The organism is Flavobacterium sp. LAR06 (assembly GCF_041946075.1).
In the GTDB taxonomy this organism is placed as follows: domain Bacteria; phylum Bacteroidota; class Bacteroidia; order Flavobacteriales; family Flavobacteriaceae; genus Flavobacterium.
This window is the reverse complement of sequence record NZ_JAUTYT010000010.1, coordinates 152,422-169,144: the sequence shown is the minus strand read 5'-3', so window position 1 is coordinate 169,144 and position 16,723 is coordinate 152,422. Positions and strand designations below refer to the sequence as shown.

General features: G+C 34.1%; 9 protein-coding genes. All 9 read right to left on the bottom strand.

Going from position 1 to position 16,723, the window contains the following annotated elements:
• Window positions 1-15: 15 nt before the first annotated feature.
• The 9 genes from mdh to Q7C23_RS15505 all read right to left on the bottom strand — a co-directional run bounded on the left by mdh (window position 16) and on the right by Q7C23_RS15505 (window position 16,709).
• The gene (gene mdh, locus Q7C23_RS15545; protein ID WP_072975713.1) at window positions 16-951 is read right to left on the bottom strand and encodes a malate dehydrogenase; all 936 of its coding nucleotides are present in this window, start codon (window positions 949-951) and stop codon (window positions 16-18) included.
• Window positions 952-1,058: 107 nt separating this feature from the next.
• Window positions 1,059-2,999, bottom strand: coding sequence for a DNA topoisomerase (ATP-hydrolyzing) subunit B (gene gyrB / locus Q7C23_RS15540; RefSeq protein WP_375033397.1), 1,941 nt, complete (start codon window positions 2,997-2,999; stop codon window positions 1,059-1,061).
• Window positions 3,000-3,325: 326 nt separating this feature from the next.
• Window positions 3,326-6,061: a M16 family metallopeptidase gene (locus Q7C23_RS15535; RefSeq protein WP_375033396.1), complete on the bottom strand. Its 2,736-nt coding sequence runs from the start codon at window positions 6,059-6,061 to the stop codon at window positions 3,326-3,328.
• A gap of 239 nt (window positions 6,062-6,300) precedes the next feature.
• Complete coding sequence (asnB, locus tag Q7C23_RS15530; protein WP_375033395.1) at window positions 6,301-7,917, bottom strand: asparagine synthase B; 1,617 nt, start codon at window positions 7,915-7,917, stop codon at window positions 6,301-6,303.
• Between the two features lie 310 nt (window positions 7,918-8,227).
• Window positions 8,228-9,904 (bottom strand): asparagine synthase B, encoded by a 1,677-nt coding sequence (asnB, locus tag Q7C23_RS15525; RefSeq protein WP_375033394.1) that lies wholly within the window; start codon window positions 9,902-9,904, stop codon window positions 8,228-8,230.
• A gap of 319 nt (window positions 9,905-10,223) precedes the next feature.
• Window positions 10,224-10,673 (bottom strand): hypothetical protein, encoded by a 450-nt coding sequence (locus tag Q7C23_RS15520; protein ID WP_375033393.1) that lies wholly within the window; start codon window positions 10,671-10,673, stop codon window positions 10,224-10,226.
• Window positions 10,674-10,828: 155 nt separating this feature from the next.
• Window positions 10,829-12,580: a TonB-dependent receptor gene (locus tag Q7C23_RS15515; protein WP_375033392.1), complete on the bottom strand. Its 1,752-nt coding sequence runs from the start codon at window positions 12,578-12,580 to the stop codon at window positions 10,829-10,831.
• Between the two features lie 158 nt (window positions 12,581-12,738).
• Entirely contained in the window at window positions 12,739-13,602 is an 864-nt protein-coding gene (locus tag Q7C23_RS15510; protein WP_375033391.1) for a PhzF family phenazine biosynthesis protein, read from the bottom strand.
• Window positions 13,603-13,694: 92 nt separating this feature from the next.
• On the bottom strand, window positions 13,695-16,709 hold the full coding sequence (locus Q7C23_RS15505; RefSeq protein WP_375033390.1) for a tetratricopeptide repeat protein: 3,015 nt from the start codon (window positions 16,707-16,709) through the stop codon (window positions 13,695-13,697).
• Between the last annotated feature and the right edge of the window lie 14 nt (window positions 16,710-16,723).

Sequence of the window (16,723 nt, the reverse complement as noted above, 5' to 3'; positions counted from 1 at the left end):
TTTTTACCAAATTCTTTATACTAAAATCGACTTTAAGGCATCATTCATGCCTCTTACTGCATCTGCACTTTTAGCAAATAAAGCCTTTTCATTATCATTTAACTGAATGTCCAAAATTTCTTCTACACCATTCTTACCTATAATACAAGGTACTCCAATACATATATCATTTTGTCCGTATTCTCCTTCAACAAAAACAGAACAGGCAATCATTTTCTTTTGGTCATTCAATATACTATCAACTAGATAAGCCACAGAAGCTCCTGGCGCATACCATGCTGATGTACCTAAAAGACCTGTAAGTGTTGCTCCTCCTACCATAGTATCAGCAGCAACCTTTTGCAACGCCTCTTCTGAAAGAAATTCTGTTACTGGAATTCCATTATAAGATGCTAAACGCGTCAACGGAATCATTGTAGTATCACCATGACCTCCAATTACCATTGCTGAAATATCATTTGCCGGTTTGTCTAAAGCCAAAGACAAATAAGTTCTGAAACGAGAACTATCTAAAGCACCACCCATACCAATAATTCTGTTTTTTGGTAACCCGGTGGATTTCAAAGCTAAATACGTCATCGTATCCATTGGATTCGAAACAACAACTATAATAGTATTTGGCGAATGCTTTAATACATTCTCAGCAACTGTTTTTACAATTCCTGCATTAATACCTATTAATTCTTCACGTGTCATTCCTGGTTTTCTTGGAATTCCTGAGGTAATTACTACTACATCACTTCCTGCTGTTTTAGAATAATCATTGGTTACACCTGATACTTTGGTATTAAAACCTGTATTGGTAGCGCATTGCATAATATCCAACGCTTTCCCTTCGGCAAAACCTTCTTTAATATCCAACAACACTACTTCGCTGGCAATTCCTCTATAAGAAATAACATCTGCACATGTAGCTCCAACATTTCCTGCTCCTACAATGGTAACTTTCATATTTTATACTTTATCGGTTATTAATTAATTTATTTTAGAAACGACAATTCGTTTAATCGTTTAAGTAAATTTAAACAATTAAACGAATTGAAGGCTAAACTTTTTTATTATGCATCGATATTTGCGTAAACAGCATTTTTCTCGATAAATTCTCTACGCGGTGGGACTTCATCACCCATTAACATTGAGAAAACTCTGTCTGCTTCGGCCAAACTATCAATCGTTACCTGACGCAAAGTTCTGAAACTCGGATCCATTGTAGTTTCCCATAATTGCTCCGCGTTCATCTCTCCAAGACCTTTATAACGTTGGATCGCCGCACTTCCTCCCATTCTCTCATTTGCCTGATCACGTTGAACATCATTCCATGCATACTCTTTTTTATTCCCTTTTTTAACTAAGTATAAAGGTGGAGCTGCGATATAAACGTGACCTTCTTCAATAAGCTCTTTCATGAAACGGAAGAAGAACGTTAATATTAAGGTAGAAATGTGACTACCATCGACATCGGCATCACACATGATAATCACTTTATGATATCTTAATTTTTCCAGATTTAATGCTTTACTGTCTTCTGCAGTTCCTACTGTAACTCCTAAAGCAGTAAATATATTACGAATCTCTTCGTTTTCAAATACTTTATGGTGCATCGCTTTCTCCACGTTCAGAATCTTACCACGTAAAGGCAAAATCGCCTGAAAGTTACGATCACGACCTTGTTTTGCTGTTCCACCAGCCGAATCTCCCTCGACAAGGTAAACCTCACATCTTGCAGGATCCTGCTCAGAACAATCTGAAAGTTTTCCCGGCAATCCACCGCCACCCATAACGGTTTTACGCTGCACCATTTCACGCGCTTTTTTAGCAGCGTGACGAGCTTGAGCCGCCAGAATTACTTTTTGAATGATGATACGGGCATCATTTGGATTTTCTTCCAAATAATTCTCTAACATTTCCCCAACTGCCTGAGAAACCGGAGAAACTACTTCTCTGTTTCCAAGCTTAGTTTTTGTTTGTCCTTCGAATTGTGGTTCTGCAACTTTTACCGAAATAATAGCTGTTAGTCCTTCACGGAAGTCATCTCCCGCAATTTCGAATTTCAATTTATCCAACATCCCAGAAGCATCTGCGTATTTTTTAAGAGTTCTTGTCAAACCACTTCTAAAACCTTGTAAATGCGTTCCTCCTTCGTGAGTGTTAATATTATTTACGTAAGAGAAAATATTCTCTGTATAACTTGTATTATAAATCAAGGCAACTTCAACCGGAATTTCGCCTTTTTCATTATCCATGCTGATAACGTGAGAAATAATTGGCTCACGGTTACCATCTAAATAACGAATATATTCTTTAAGACCTTCATCAGAATGAAAAACTTCAACTTTAAATTCTCCTTTTTCATCAACTTCTCTTTTGTCTGTAAAAGTAATTGTGATTCCTTTATTTAAGAAAGAAAGTTCACGCATACGAGCTGACAAAGTATCATAAGAGAACTCTGTAGTCTGAGTAAAAATGGTATTATCAGGGTAAAAAGTCTGACGCGTACCTCTTTTATCTGTTTCTCCGATTTGTTTTACCGGATATAATGATTTTCCTCTTTCGTATTCTTGCTCGTAGATTTTACCGTCTCTAAAAACAGTAGATTTCATATGAACAGAAAGTGCGTTTACAACCGACACCCCAACACCGTGCAAACCTCCGGAAACTTTATAAGAATCTTTATCAAATTTACCTCCTGCACCAATTTTAGTCATTACAACTTCAAGTGCAGAAACTCCTTCTTTTTTATGTAAATCAACTGGAATACCACGACCGTTATCTTCAACTGTTACCGAACCGTCTTCGTTTATTGCAACACCAATGGTATCACAATGTCCTCCCATCGCCTCATCAATAGAGTTATCAACAACCTCATAAACCAAATGATGTAGACCTCGAACCCCCACATCTCCTATATACATCGATGGACGCATTCTTACGTGCTCCATTCCTTCTAATGCCTGAATACTATCTGCTGAATAATTGTTCTTCTTGATTTCTTCGCTCATATAATTTATTCTAAAAAATGTAATTATTGTCTAACACGCAAATATATAAAAACGCAAATTATATATCAGTTAAATTCCTATTTAAAGCACTTAAGTTATTAACATATTATCAAAAAAAGTCAATTAAAAAAGGAACAATCGATTTTAATTTCTGTTTTTTTGAAATTCTAAATCTTAAATGAAATTTAAAAAAAATAAAGCCCCGTTTCAAACCATAAACAATCCTGAAAAAACAAAATCCGAAACCACATTTTCATGTCATTTCGGATTCTATAATGTAACCCAAATTGGAATTTGGATTTTTCTAAAATTGCATTTTTCCTCCTTTATAGTTTTTTATTAAAATCTCCTGCATAAACAGACGTCATTTTATCTAAACTTAAATATTTCTTCAAAACGGCATTAACTTCTTCTACTTTTAATGCTTTAACTTTATTTTCTAAGTCATCATAGTCTTCCAATGGAACACCGTATTGCAAATAAGTATTTACAAGATTCATTAAAGTGTCATCACTTCCTAATCTCGTTTTTCTTTCATTCTGCCAGCTAACCAGGTTTGATTTTAGTTCTTCGGCAGTAAACCCATCTTTTAATGCTTTTGAAATTTCTTCTTTTGTAGCCATTTCAACTGCACTCTTTTTAGTCGGATTTAAAAATGCATAATACGACCATGAAGCAACATCACTTGTAATAGGCACATCAATAAACGAGCCCGCCCCATAACTGATTCCTTCTTTTTCTCTTAATCTCATTGGAATTCTTGCACTTAAAAAACCTCCACTTCCTAATATTTCATTAGCCATTACAAACGCTGGATAATCGGCACTGCTTCTGGTCATTTTAAAACCAATCCTACCAAGCGCTACTGCATTTTCTTTATCAGGGGTGATATAATCCTTATCCAGTACTTTTGTTTCAAAATAAGTAGGCTTAGCTAACTCATATTTTGATTTAGAATTCCATTTTCCAAAGGTATTTTCTAAAATCTCAACTGTAGATTTTGCTTCCAAATCTCCCACTACACTTCCAATACCATTATTTCCACCAAGAATGTTTTTGTAAAAATCAACTATCTCAGTTTGTTTTATCTTTTTAAAAGCATCTATCTGCTCCTGAATAGTTGGTGTATAAAAAATACTTGACTTATCATATTTTGTAGCTTGTCTTGAAAGCTCAGTAAAAGCGACCGTTTGAGGATCATTAAGATTCGATTCCAAATAAGTATTATATTCAGTAATCGTTTTTGTTAATTCATTTTCCGGGAAAGTAGAGTTAACAAGCAAATCATTCAAAATCTCCATCACCTCTTTAAAACTTTCTTTATAGGTACTAATGTTAACCGACAAAGTTTGTCCTGAAAAGTTAAAGTAAATACTAGACTTTAATTGATCCAATCGGTCCTGGATTTGCTCTTTTGTTCTGGTTTTAGTTCCTGTCTTTAATAATTGCGCAAGAATTCCGCCAGTATCTGTTTTACCTGATAAATCTTTTTCATTACTCACTGGAAATTTAAAATTGGCCTGAACTTTACCTCCTTTTATTTCCTTTTTGATCAAACCGTATTTTACTCCATTACTTAATTTACCTTCAGCAAAATTCTGCTTTAAATTTTTAATAGAAGCTTCAAATGCAGCTGCTTCTTTCTCTAAAGCCTTCCCTTTGTAATCTTTAGTTAAAGCAAGCACTTGCTCATCTGTATATTCAACAGATTTTACTCTTTGCTCCTCTTTTGAAGGAATAAATATTCCAACCGTTCTGTTATTACTTCTGAAATATTTTTCAGCAACTCTTTGAATATCTTCTTTTGTTAATTTTTCGACTGCATCTCTATACAAGTAACCTAATCTAAAGTCACCTGCTCCAATAATTTCTGTTAGATTAATTGCAAAAGAAATAGTATTGTTTTTAACACCTTCAATTTGTTTAATAATCTTTGCTTTGGCTCTGCTTACGTCCTGATCCGTATATTTAGTAGTCGGTATTTTATCTAATTCCGTTCTTACTATATCTCTCGTAGCCTTAATATCTTTGTCATTAGGAACCGCAACACCAAAATACATAAAACTTGCATCTCTAACATTTGGCTGCCAAACATATAAACTTGAAACTTTTTGAGTTTCAACCAAAGTTTTATACAAATAGCCCGATGGATCAGCGGTCAAAATTTCTCCCAAAGCATCAATGGCGGCAAAATCTTTGTCTGCATAAGGAACAGTATGATACAAGGCTCCTACATTTTTACTGTCTCCAGCTCTGTTAAGCTCTACGAATTTTTCTCCATCCTGAGCTGGTTCAATTGTATATGTTTTATCTAAGACTCTTTTTGGTCTAGGAATAGCTCCTAAATATTGCCCAACATATTGCAACGCTTTTTGCTCATCAAATTTACCTGCGATAATTAAAGTTGCATTGTCTGGCTGATAGTATTTTTCATAAAAAACTCTAAGCGTATTTGCTTTAACTCTTTCTATATCTTCTTTGCTTCCAATAGTACTATTTCCGTAATTGTGCCACAAATAAGCTGTTGAAAGAATTCGTTCCTGCAAAACGCCATCCGGATTATTTTCGCCTATTTCAAATTCGTTTCGTACTACTGAAAACTCTTTATCAAGATCTGTTTGTAAAATAGTTGCATTAATCATTCGATCCGCTTCCATTTCGATACTCCATTTTAAATTTTCATCGTTTGATGGAAAAATTTCGTAGTAATTAGTCCTATCTAACCAGGTAGTTCCGTTTGCAGCCCCTCCTTTATCAGAAAGCATTTTTTTAATATCACCCAGGTTCTTGGTACTTTTAAATAGCATATGCTCTAATAAATGCGCCATACCTTTTTCTCCATAACCTTCGTTTCTGGAACCTACACTGTAAACAATATTGACCACCATATTGCTTTGAGAAGCATCTGGAATCAAAAGAACTTTTAATCCGTTATTTAAAGAATATTCTTTAACACCTTCTACATTGGTGATGTATTTGGGCATTTCAGATTTTTGCGCATAAACTGAACTCAACGAAACGAATGAGCAGTACAAAATTCCACTTAGTAATAGGTTTCTCATAGATTGTGTTTGATTATTAGAATAAATTGTTATTGGTAATCAAATATAGTATTTTTCTTAAATAACAAAAAACCTTATTAACTTAGTTTTAGCAATTTATAGAAAAACAAAATTCCAAAATTTAAATTCCAATGACATCATAAAAAAACTGAAACCAGCATTTACTGCTTAGTTTCAGTTTTTATATTATTATTACTAGGTTCCAAAAATTGGTTTTTGGAATTCAAAATCTGTTTTTTTTAAACAACCACCCTAGTTTTCGAAATCTCCTTATCTGCATTTACGTGTGCTGAATTTGCCCTACCACTCGGATCCTGATTGTCCTGCCATTTCGGAATCCATTTACGTACTGTTTGAGCAGCGCTAACTTGTGGATAATATTTATGGAAAATAGATCTATAGAAATAAGCTTCTTTTGTTGTTGGTGAGTTGTATGGGAATTCCGCCGCCGCTCCGGCCAATTGTTCATCTGAAACCTGTTCAGCACAATATTCAATTAATTCATCAACCCAATTGTAACCAACTCCGTCTGAAAACTGTTCTTTTTGTCTCCACAAAACTTCTGTTGGTAAATAGGGATTTTCGGGTGTGTCAAATGCCTTTCTTAAAATATATTTTTCGATACCATCGTAGGTTTTCGGTTGTTTTTCCTCTGTTTTAATGCGGATAGCAACATCCAAAAACGTTGTATCCAAAAATGGAATTCTTGCTTCTAAACCTACTGCCATTGTTGTTTTATCGGCACGCAATAAATCGGCAGTAAACAATTTCTGAACTCGTTCAATTGTTTCATCCTGAAATTCTTCTGTAGATGGTGCATTTCTAAAATACAAATGACCGCCAAAAATCTCATCGGCGCCTTCACCTGATAGAATCACTTTTATTCCTTTTTCACTAATTGCTTTTGATAACAAATACATTGGAACACCAGCTCTTACCGAGATAATATCATAAGTTTCAATATGATAAATCACTTTTTCAATTATTTCAACAGCTTCTTGTACAGAAAAGTGTATTTCGTGATGTTCTGTTCCTAAAAATTCTGCAGCTTTTCTGGCAGCAATATTATCAGGCGAATCAACACCTAATCCGATAGAAAATGAAGGTAGTCTTTTACCGTTTTCAGCATATATTCTAGCTGCAATTGACGAAATCAAAGAAGAATCTAAACCGCCTGATAACAAAACACCAAGAGGAGCTTCACTCATTAACCGTTTACGGGTAGCCTCGACTAAAGTGTCGCGAATCAAATCTAAATTAAGATTTTCTACCGCTTTTACATGATCTTCATATTCAGGTCGGTAATATTTCACAAAACCTGTTTTAGCAGTGTAATAATGTCCCGGAGGGAAAGTTGAAAATGATTTACACTGATCGGCAATTGATTTCATTTCTGAAGAAAAATAAATTCTTCCTCTTTCATCCAGTCCATAATACAACGGTTTTACTCCAATTGGATCTCTTCCAGCAATATAATCATCACCATCACTAACCACGAAAGCAAAATCACCATCAAGCATATTACAGAAATTGTATCCAAATTCCTCGTACAAATGGACAATAACTTCTGAATCTGATTTTGTTCTAAATGTATGCTCCTTTAAAACAGTGTTTTTTAATTCCTGATAGTTATAAATTTCGCCATCATGAACCATCCATGCATTATTTGTTCCCTGAATCGGTTGCTTACCCGTGTGTAAGTCAACAATTGATAAACTTTCATGACAAATAACACTCCCGTTTGCCATTATACGCATATCATTCTCATCGGGACCTCGATGCGACATTCTTTTAGAAAGCTCTTTTACAAGTTTTGGATCTTTTCCTTTACCAATAACTGCCAATAATCCAGACATAAAATTCTATTTTTTATTATTAATTTTTCACTCCCCTCATGAAGTGAATTAACTTTAAAAGTTGATTATTATCTCAACGTTCAGCAAAACTAATTATTATTCCTGCTTTTCTCTGAAAATCCTTCCTTAATCTTGTAGATTTAACTCTTTTTCAACAAATGTCAAATATAAAAAAGAAAGTTAAAATATTACTAAAAAAAGATCCTAAGTAGTTGAAATTATGAACTTAAATAATTTAAGAGACAAAAAACGTCCTCTAAAAATAGAGAACGTCTTTACTTAATATATACTAAATTCAAAATTCATTTTTTTATGCTTTCTCGTAAGCATCATCATGTACACTTGCTACTGCTCTACCAGAAGGATCATTCATGTTTTTGAAAGCTTCATCCCATTCTAAAGCGATTTTTGTACTACAAGCAACACTTGCTTCCTGAGGTACACATAAAGCGGCCGCATCACTTGGGAAATGTTCAGCAAAAATAGAACGGTAATAATATTCTTCTTTAGAAGTTGGTGTTTGTAATGGGAATTTAAATCTCGCATTTGCCAATTGTTCATCTGAAACTTCTTTCGCTACTACTTCTTTCAAAGTATCAATCCAGCTGTATCCTACTCCATCAGAAAATTGCTCTTTTTGTCTCCATGCTACACTTTCCGGCAACATATCTTCAAAAGCTTTACGAACTACCCATTTTTCCATCGGGTGTTCTTTGTTGATCATTTTATCTTGTGGGTTGATGCGCATTGCAACATCCATAAATTCTTTATCTAAAAACGGAACACGACCTTCGATTCCCCAGGCGGCCAAACTTTTGTTTGCTCTTAAACAATCATACATATGAAGTTTTCCTAATTTACGAACGTTTTCTTCGTGAAATTCTCTTGCATTTGGTGCTTTGTGGAAGTATAAATATCCTCCGAACAATTCATCCGCACCTTCACCAGAAAGAACCATTTTAATTCCCATTGATTTAATAACTCTCGCCATTAACCACATTGGAGTTGAAGCTCTAACTGTAGTCACATCATACGTTTCAAGGTTGTAAATTACATCACGAACTGCATCTAATCCTTCTTGGATTGTAAACTTAATTTCGTGGTGAATTGTTCCGATATGTTTTGCCACAACTTGCGCAGCTGCTAAATCAGGAGAACCTTCTAATCCAACTGAAAAAGAGTGTAATTGCGGATACCAGGCATCTGTAGTATCATCTGATTCAATACGTTTTTGTGCAAATTTTTTGGCTACAGCCGAAGTAATAGACGAATCTAAACCTCCAGAAAGTAGAACTCCGTAAGGAACATCACTCATTAATTGTCTGTGAACTGCTGCTTCAAGCGCTTTTTTGATTTCAGGAATACTAGTTTCATTGTCTTTTACAGCATCATATTCTGTCCAGTCTCTTTTGTACCATTGTACAAATTCACCGTCTTTGCTTGTCATATAGTGTCCAGGAGGAAACAATTGAATTTTTGTACAATATCCTTCCAAAGCTTTTAATTCAGAAGCTACATAAAAAGTTCCGTGTTGATCCCAACCAATGTATAAAGGAATAATTCCCATATGGTCACGTGCAATAAAATACTCGTCTTTATCAACATCATAAATTGCAAATCCGAAGATTCCGTTCATTTCATCTACAAAGTGAGGTCCTTTTTCTCTGTAAAGAGCCAGGATCACTTCGCAGTCACTTTCAGTCTGAAAGTTATATTTTCCTTCAAATTGTTTACGTAAATCCCTGTGGTTGTAAATTTCGCCGTTAGCAGCCAAAACCAACTTTTTATCCTCTGTAAATAAAGGTTGTTTCCCAGACGCTGGATCAACAATAGCCAAACGCTCATGAGAAAGAATTGCTTTATCATTACTATAAATCCCGCTCCAGTCTGGTCCACGGTGACGAATAATTTTAGACATTTCTAATACTTGAGGTCTTAAAGTCTCGGCTTTTTGTTTTAGATCAAAGGCACATACGATTCCGCACATAATTATATATTTTTAATTGTAAATTTTATTTTGATAGGGCAAAGATGCAGTATTGATTACAATTGAAAAACATAAATATCAATTTCAGTTACAATTTAAAACCATAATTTAATTTTTACATACAAAAAGTAAAATTTTAACACAAAAAAAAGCCCCAAACTTTAAAATTTCAAATTTCAGGGATAAATGCAGTACAAAATCCAAGTTTTTAAAGAGATCCTTGAACTATTTTTTGATATTTTAAAGAAACATTGAAAAGTATTCAACGAGAAGAATACAAGCTGTTCAGAAATTATTCTTTATTCAATCCTCAATTAAATTATTCAACAGTCTCAATAGTATAATGTGTCTTATTAATTTCAAATTGAAACCCAACTTTATTCCCCATTAAATGCGAACCCAAAGGAGATTGCGGAGAAAGTGCAATTACATTAATTCCGTCAATTGAAATCTTAGGAAGCGCTACACTCAAATACAAATGAATTCCATTGGCTTTAACCAAACTTCCGGAAATAATATTCTCTGTTGTTTTTGAGGCATCAATTTTATCTAAAACAGCTTTTTGAGTAATAGCTTCTTTTAGTTTATTGGTTAGTTTCTCCTGCTCGATATGCATCATTGACAAAGCGGTTTCATGCTTATCGCCTGCAGAACCTTTAGCATCGTTTTTAGAATCTTCGGTCAAAGCCGAAATCATGTCTCTAAAAACATCTATTCGATCCTGAACCATTTGTAAATAATAGGAATGTATTTTTAGTTTGAAAGTCATACGTGTTTTTGCCACGAAGGCGCTAAGTCGCAAAGATCGTAAAAAAAACTTAGCCACGAATTCACGAATAAAATATTAATTTACTTCGTGAATTCGTGGCTAAAAATTATTTAATAATAAACATTGTACCTTAGCACCTTCGTGGCAAACTTCTTTTAAAAATCGAATTTATAATTTCCGCCTACTAAAACCTGGAATCCCTGAACCGGGTAATTTAACCATCTCTCGTAAGCCTGATTTCCTATATTATTCAATTTTAAGAAGAAAGTCAATCGTTCGCTGTATTTGTATCCTAAGTGTGCATTGGCATCAAAATAGCTTTTTAAAGTCACCGGAACACCAAGCGTTGTAACATCCAGATTAGTCTGCATGTCTTTACGTTCTCCCACATAGAAAACATTTAAACCAGCGTACCATTGTTTGGTAATATTAACATCAAGATTAGAACTTAATTTCATTGAAGGTAAATTCCATGCCTCTAGACCATCTTGTTTATAACTGTTAAAAGTTCCGTTGATTCCGAAAGAAACATTTTTAGAAAAATCAGCTTTTAATTCGGCATAAAAACGCAGCGTTCTTACGTCATCATAAACCACTCCAAAAGAGTTTCCGAAAGCATAATTCTGGTTATTAAAATTCTCTGTATAATCATTGCTTTTAAACAAAGCCTTATCCTTTTCATTTAGATAAGAACCAGTCAAATTATAATTGATATTGTTTGCCAATTTCCCTTTTAAACCAGCAAATACATTATATTGATTACTTGTCGGTCTCATGTTTAAAGTTGGAGATAAAAATGGATTTTGAGTCACAAAATCAGCATAAGAGTTTTGATTTAAACTACCATTTACTCCAGTGTAGAAAATCATTAAATCGCCCACTAATTTATACGAAGCATTTACTTTTGGATAGATATAAAACTTGTTTCCGCTGTTTTCAGAATCTAGCCCGTAATACAATCCTGCTCCTAATTCTAATGTCCAATCATTTTCATGAACTACAAAACTTGGCTCGATTCCAAAATTAGTTAAGCTGTATTTTACAGGTTCTAAATTAGTACGCTCATAATTATTCTCGAAAGATCCACTTACGTGATCCACAATAATATTTGTATTGATCGATTGATCCATTACATCCACCTTGAAAGAAGGTTTCAGATAAAATCTATTTTCTGAAGAAGAGAAACTATCTGAAAAATGTGTAAATCTTGTATCAATTTTATTAAAAATTCCTTCATTGAATTCTATATTTCCACCTAACGAAATCGTGTTATAAGAATGATTTGGGTTAATTCCTCTAATTAAATCTTCTTGTGTTTCTGGTGGCAAAGTCATTCCAAAATCAGTTGGCAAACCATACCAATTGTACACTTGATTTTGATATCCTAAATCTACTGCCCAGGACATATCGCGATTATTTACACCATAACCCACATTCAAAGCCGTATCATAAAATTCATCATTCAGATTCACATCTTTGATTCCGCCTTGCGAAGAATGATGACGAAACATTCCTGCCAAATAATCGTTGTTTCCTAGCTCTTGTGTTACAAATAATTCAGCATTCAAAGTCCCATAATTTCCAACTCCCAGCGTTGCATAATTATTGAACAATCTTTCTTTTCTTGATTTTTCAACCCCTTCTGCCTTTCCTTTTGAAGGCGTAAAAGTTGATGCCACCGGAACCGACAAAATACTATATTTAATAGTCTCTTTTGGCTGATTTCCGCTATCGTCAAGCGAAGGAGTTTCTTTCACTTTAAAAGCATCTGAAATAGTTGGCGAATAAGGTTTTACCACATTCACTGTTTCTGTCCCGATGCTTTCATTTTTATTTTGAGCAAACGAAAGCTGAACAGCAAACAACAGCAGTAAAATGATGGTTTTATTTTGGCATTTAATTTTCATACTTTATTTTTTTTAGAGAAAAGAACAAAGAGTAAAAGAGAATAGACTTCCAATCTTTGCTTTCCAATCTATATTCTATATTCTATACTCTATATTCTATACTCTATTTTCTATTTTCTATTTTCTATTTTCTATTTTCTATACTCTATTCTCCTGAACTAAGCTTCCCACTCTCCTTTTGCAACGTACTGCGCTTTTCCTCCAATCTGAATATCAAATTGATTATCTGTTAATTTCCCTTTGAAGTAAATCTGAGACGGACGACCAATATAATCTCCCTGATAATTAGTCAATTCAAATTCAGGTTTATGATACTTTAGCAGAAAAGCCTGCAGACATGTACTTGCGCTTCCGGTGGCTGCATCTTCAACCAATTGATTGTGCTCAATGCACAACATTCTGCTAAACAATTTTGAATCTTCTAAATAATAGAAATACAAGCCTCTGTGTGCTGTTTTACAATGCTTTATTAGCCATTCATCTGTTTTGTCTTTATCCAAAACCAAATTTTCCAGCGCTCTTTTACTACTTAATCCTACCATTACAAAAGCACTACCGGTTGTAACTTCCTGAATTGGAAATTGATTTTCAAAATCCTCTTTTTTCAGATTGCTGAATCCTGTAAAATCTTCTTTCGAAAAAATATCCCAAAATTTAGGCTGAGCTGCTTTTAACCAAATCAGCTCTTCTGTTTTATGAATGGCAATGGGTCCTATCGGAACATTTAATTTTATATTCTCAGGCGAATTCTCAAAGACTTTATTCATCAAAACCCACGAAGTTCCAATAATAGGATGACCAGCAAATTGCATTTCATGTGCTGGTGTAAAAATTTTAACGTCGGCACTGTTGTTTGCTCTATCCAGTTTTGTTATAAATGTGCTTTCCGCAAAATTAATTTCACGTGCAATCTTTTGCATTTCTTCTGAACTCAAACTGCCAACCTCTAAAAAAACAGCCAATTGATTTCCGGCATATTTTTTATCAGTAAAAACATCAACTATATAAAAAGGTAAACTCATTTCTTTAATTTTTTTAGAGAAAAGATGCAAGATGCAAGACAATAGATTTCTTGCTTGTTTCTTCTTGGCTTCTTTTTTCTTATTCTCAATTCTTATTTTGTAATAGACGAATTCGTTTTTGATTCTTCCAACTTAATCGCACTTAATTCTTTTTTAGCTTCTTCAACTACATCCGGGAAATCTGTGAAATTATTGATTACGTTGTCCAGAATGTAAGTTGCCTGATAACTATCTTTTAATCCGTAGAAGTTTTTCGCCATTAAGACCAAACTCTTCGCTCCGTAATATTTATAACCTGAATAATTTTTAGCTAATTTTTGAACTGAAACATTCGAAGCTTCAAATTTTCCTTCTTTAGTTTTAAAGTACGCATCGTAATACAAAGCTTCTGCCGCTAATTCTCCTTTAGAAGTCGTTGATAATTTCGCGTAAGCTGTTTTAGCTTTGTCTTCATCGCCCGTCTGCATTGCGGCACGCGCTACGATAATCTGGGCATCTGCTTTTACATTCGCATCTGCTTTTGGATTCTGCAATACTTTATCAGCTGAAATTACCGAGTTATCATAATCTTTTTTGTCATAATAACATTTCATCAAATTAGCTTGTGCGAAGTTTTTATTTTGAGCAGAATCGGATTCATTTTCTAAGCGAACTAATACCGGAATCGATTTATCACAATCCTTTGCTTTCAGGTAAATCTGAGCTAATTTATTTAAAGATTGCTCAGTAAATTCGCTTCTTGGCTGATCAATCACATATTGATAACTAGCAATAGATTTAACCTCTGAACCTTCTGCATAAAGCAATTGTGCCAAATAAAAATTAGCCTCAAGTGCGTGTAAGCCTGACGGAAATTTACTCACATAACCACTAAAACCAGTAATCGCTTGTTTGCTGTTATTTTGACTGTATTGTTTGAAAGCAGCGTCGTAAGTATCGTTATCCAATTCAGCATCTGTAACCGACACAAAATCAAGAGTACGTACCCAAGTCGCATATTCATCTACTTTTCCTGAATCAACATAAATTAATCTTGCTGTAGAAACAGCCTCTAAAGCTTCTGGCGTTTTTGGGAATTCTGCCGCTACTTTTTTGAATTTCACCAAAGCCTGTTCATCACGATCTGAATTGTAGTAAATCAGACCTTGTTTTAGAATTGATTTTGAGGTAAACGAACCATTTTTATATTCTGAAATCAACTGATCATAGGTTTTAATCGCCTGATCATTCTTTTTCTCGGCCACATATGTATTTCCCAATTCATACAAAGCGTCATCACGATACTCTGATTTTTTGTACATCTGAAGAAAATTATTCAACTCTTCTACTTTCTTATCATTTTTAGACATGAAACCGTATGAAATTGCTTTTTGAAATTGAGCATAATCGGCATCAACACCTTTTGCTGCAATTGCTTTTGCGTATGCTTCATTTGCGGCGCTGTATTTTGAAGTTACAAAACGACAATCTCCCAAACGTAAATACGAATCATTCAAACGTGATTTATCAGTTGGAGCATTATCAATTTGAGCCTGAAATGAAGTTGCAGCCTGATCGTATTCCTTCAATTTAAAATAGGTGTATCCAATATTATAATTGATGTTTTTATATTCTTCTGTCGATTTTGCTGCTGCCTGATCCGCAAACTGTTTGTAGGTCAACAACGCATTCTGAAAATCCTCTGAAAGATATTCTGTTTCCGCTTTCCAGAAAGTTGCACGTGCTGTAAACTCAGGTGTTTTCTGTTCGCTGATGGCATTTTTAAACATTTTTCCGGCTTCTGCATAATTGGATTCATTATACAACTCCAATCCTCTGTAAAAAAGCACTTTTTGATAAGCTGCTTTATTCTCAGCAGATCTATTTTTCTCCAATAAAACCAAAGCTTCTTTATAGTTTTTAGACGAAATATATGAATCAACCAAAAGTTTTTCTACTTCGGCTTTGCTTGAATTGTTTGGATATTTTTTTAAGAAATCAAGTAGAATTCCTGGAACGGTTTGATATGCATTTCCTATTTCATAACTCAATTTAGCATAATTCAAAGCTGCATCTTCCTGAATTTGCGCGTTGAATTCCATTTCAGAAGCGTTTTTAAAAGCATTTAAAGCTTCTTGTTTTTTGCCTGTATTTAAATAACTCAATCCTAAATGATAATAGGCATTTTGCGCTACGAAATCTTTTCCTTCAATGATTTTATTGAATTGAGAAATTGCTTTTTCGTATTCTTTTTGCTCATAATAAGCGTAACCTAACTGATAGAAATCGGTATTATTCCATTTTCCTTTTTTACCTGCATATTGCTCTAAAAACGGAATCGCCTTGCCATATTGTTTTAGATTGAAATAACTTTCTCCAATAATTTTATTCAGTTCTGACTTTTCTATTTCATTTGATTTCGCCATTGCTTTCTGGCCTAAATCAATTGCTTTTTGGAAATTTCCTAACTTGAAATTCATATCTGCCTGATAGTACGATAGCTTTTCTTTGTATTTTTCTTCGCCTGAAACTTCATCAAAATATTTGGTAGCTTCTTTATAATCGTCACCTTCATAAGCCATAAATCCCAGGTAATATTTGGCCTGAGAACCAAATTCAGGAGAGTTTACCACTTTATTGAAATAAGTTGTTGCTTCTTTTTTCTTTTTAGCATTGAAATAACTGTATCCTTTCTGAAAATTGAATTTATCAGAATCAGCTTTACTCATGTAACTTTCATCTACTTTATCAAACCATTGCAACGCTTTTGGGTAATTTCCCTGTTCGAAGAAAAACTGAGCTACTTCAATATAAGCCTGATTTTGTTTGGTACTTGTTGGATAATCGCTCACAAATTTTTCCATCAACGCATCGGCATTTGCCTGATTGGTTCTGATGGCACAATTAGCGATGTAATAGGCGCAGTCTGACTGAACTTCTTCAGTTGTAGCGTGGTTTTTTACATATTCAAAAATATGTTGTGCCGAAGCATATTGTTTATCATTATATAAAGCTAGTGCTTTGTCAAAATCCTTTAAATCGTATGTATATATAGCTGATTTTTGTGCCGAAACTGTGGTCGAAATGAGGATTATTTGGAGTAAAAAGAACCAGGAAAGTTTACGCATTGTAATTATATTTA

Bases quoted from the DNA above. Each gene is read 5' to 3' on its own strand.
- gyrB (WP_375033397.1), bottom strand. From the start codon at position 2,999: ATGAGCGAAGAAATCAAGAAGAACAATTATTCAGCAGATAGTATTCAG.
- Q7C23_RS15515 (WP_375033392.1), bottom strand. From the start codon at position 12,580: ATGAAAATTAAATGCCAAAATAAAACCATCATTTTACTGCTGTTGTTT.
- Q7C23_RS15520 (WP_375033393.1), bottom strand. From the start codon at position 10,673: ATGACTTTCAAACTAAAAATACATTCCTATTATTTACAAATGGTTCAG.
- asnB (WP_375033394.1), bottom strand. From the start codon at position 9,904: ATGTGCGGAATCGTATGTGCCTTTGATCTAAAACAAAAAGCCGAGACT.
- Q7C23_RS15535 (WP_375033396.1), bottom strand. From the start codon at position 6,061: ATGAGAAACCTATTACTAAGTGGAATTTTGTACTGCTCATTCGTTTCG.
- asnB (WP_375033395.1), bottom strand. From the start codon at position 7,917: ATGTCTGGATTATTGGCAGTTATTGGTAAAGGAAAAGATCCAAAACTT.
- mdh (WP_072975713.1), bottom strand. From the start codon at position 951: ATGAAAGTTACCATTGTAGGAGCAGGAAATGTTGGAGCTACATGTGCA.
- Q7C23_RS15510 (WP_375033391.1), bottom strand. From the start codon at position 13,602: ATGAGTTTACCTTTTTATATAGTTGATGTTTTTACTGATAAAAAATAT.
- Q7C23_RS15505 (WP_375033390.1), bottom strand. From the start codon at position 16,709: ATGCGTAAACTTTCCTGGTTCTTTTTACTCCAAATAATCCTCATTTCG.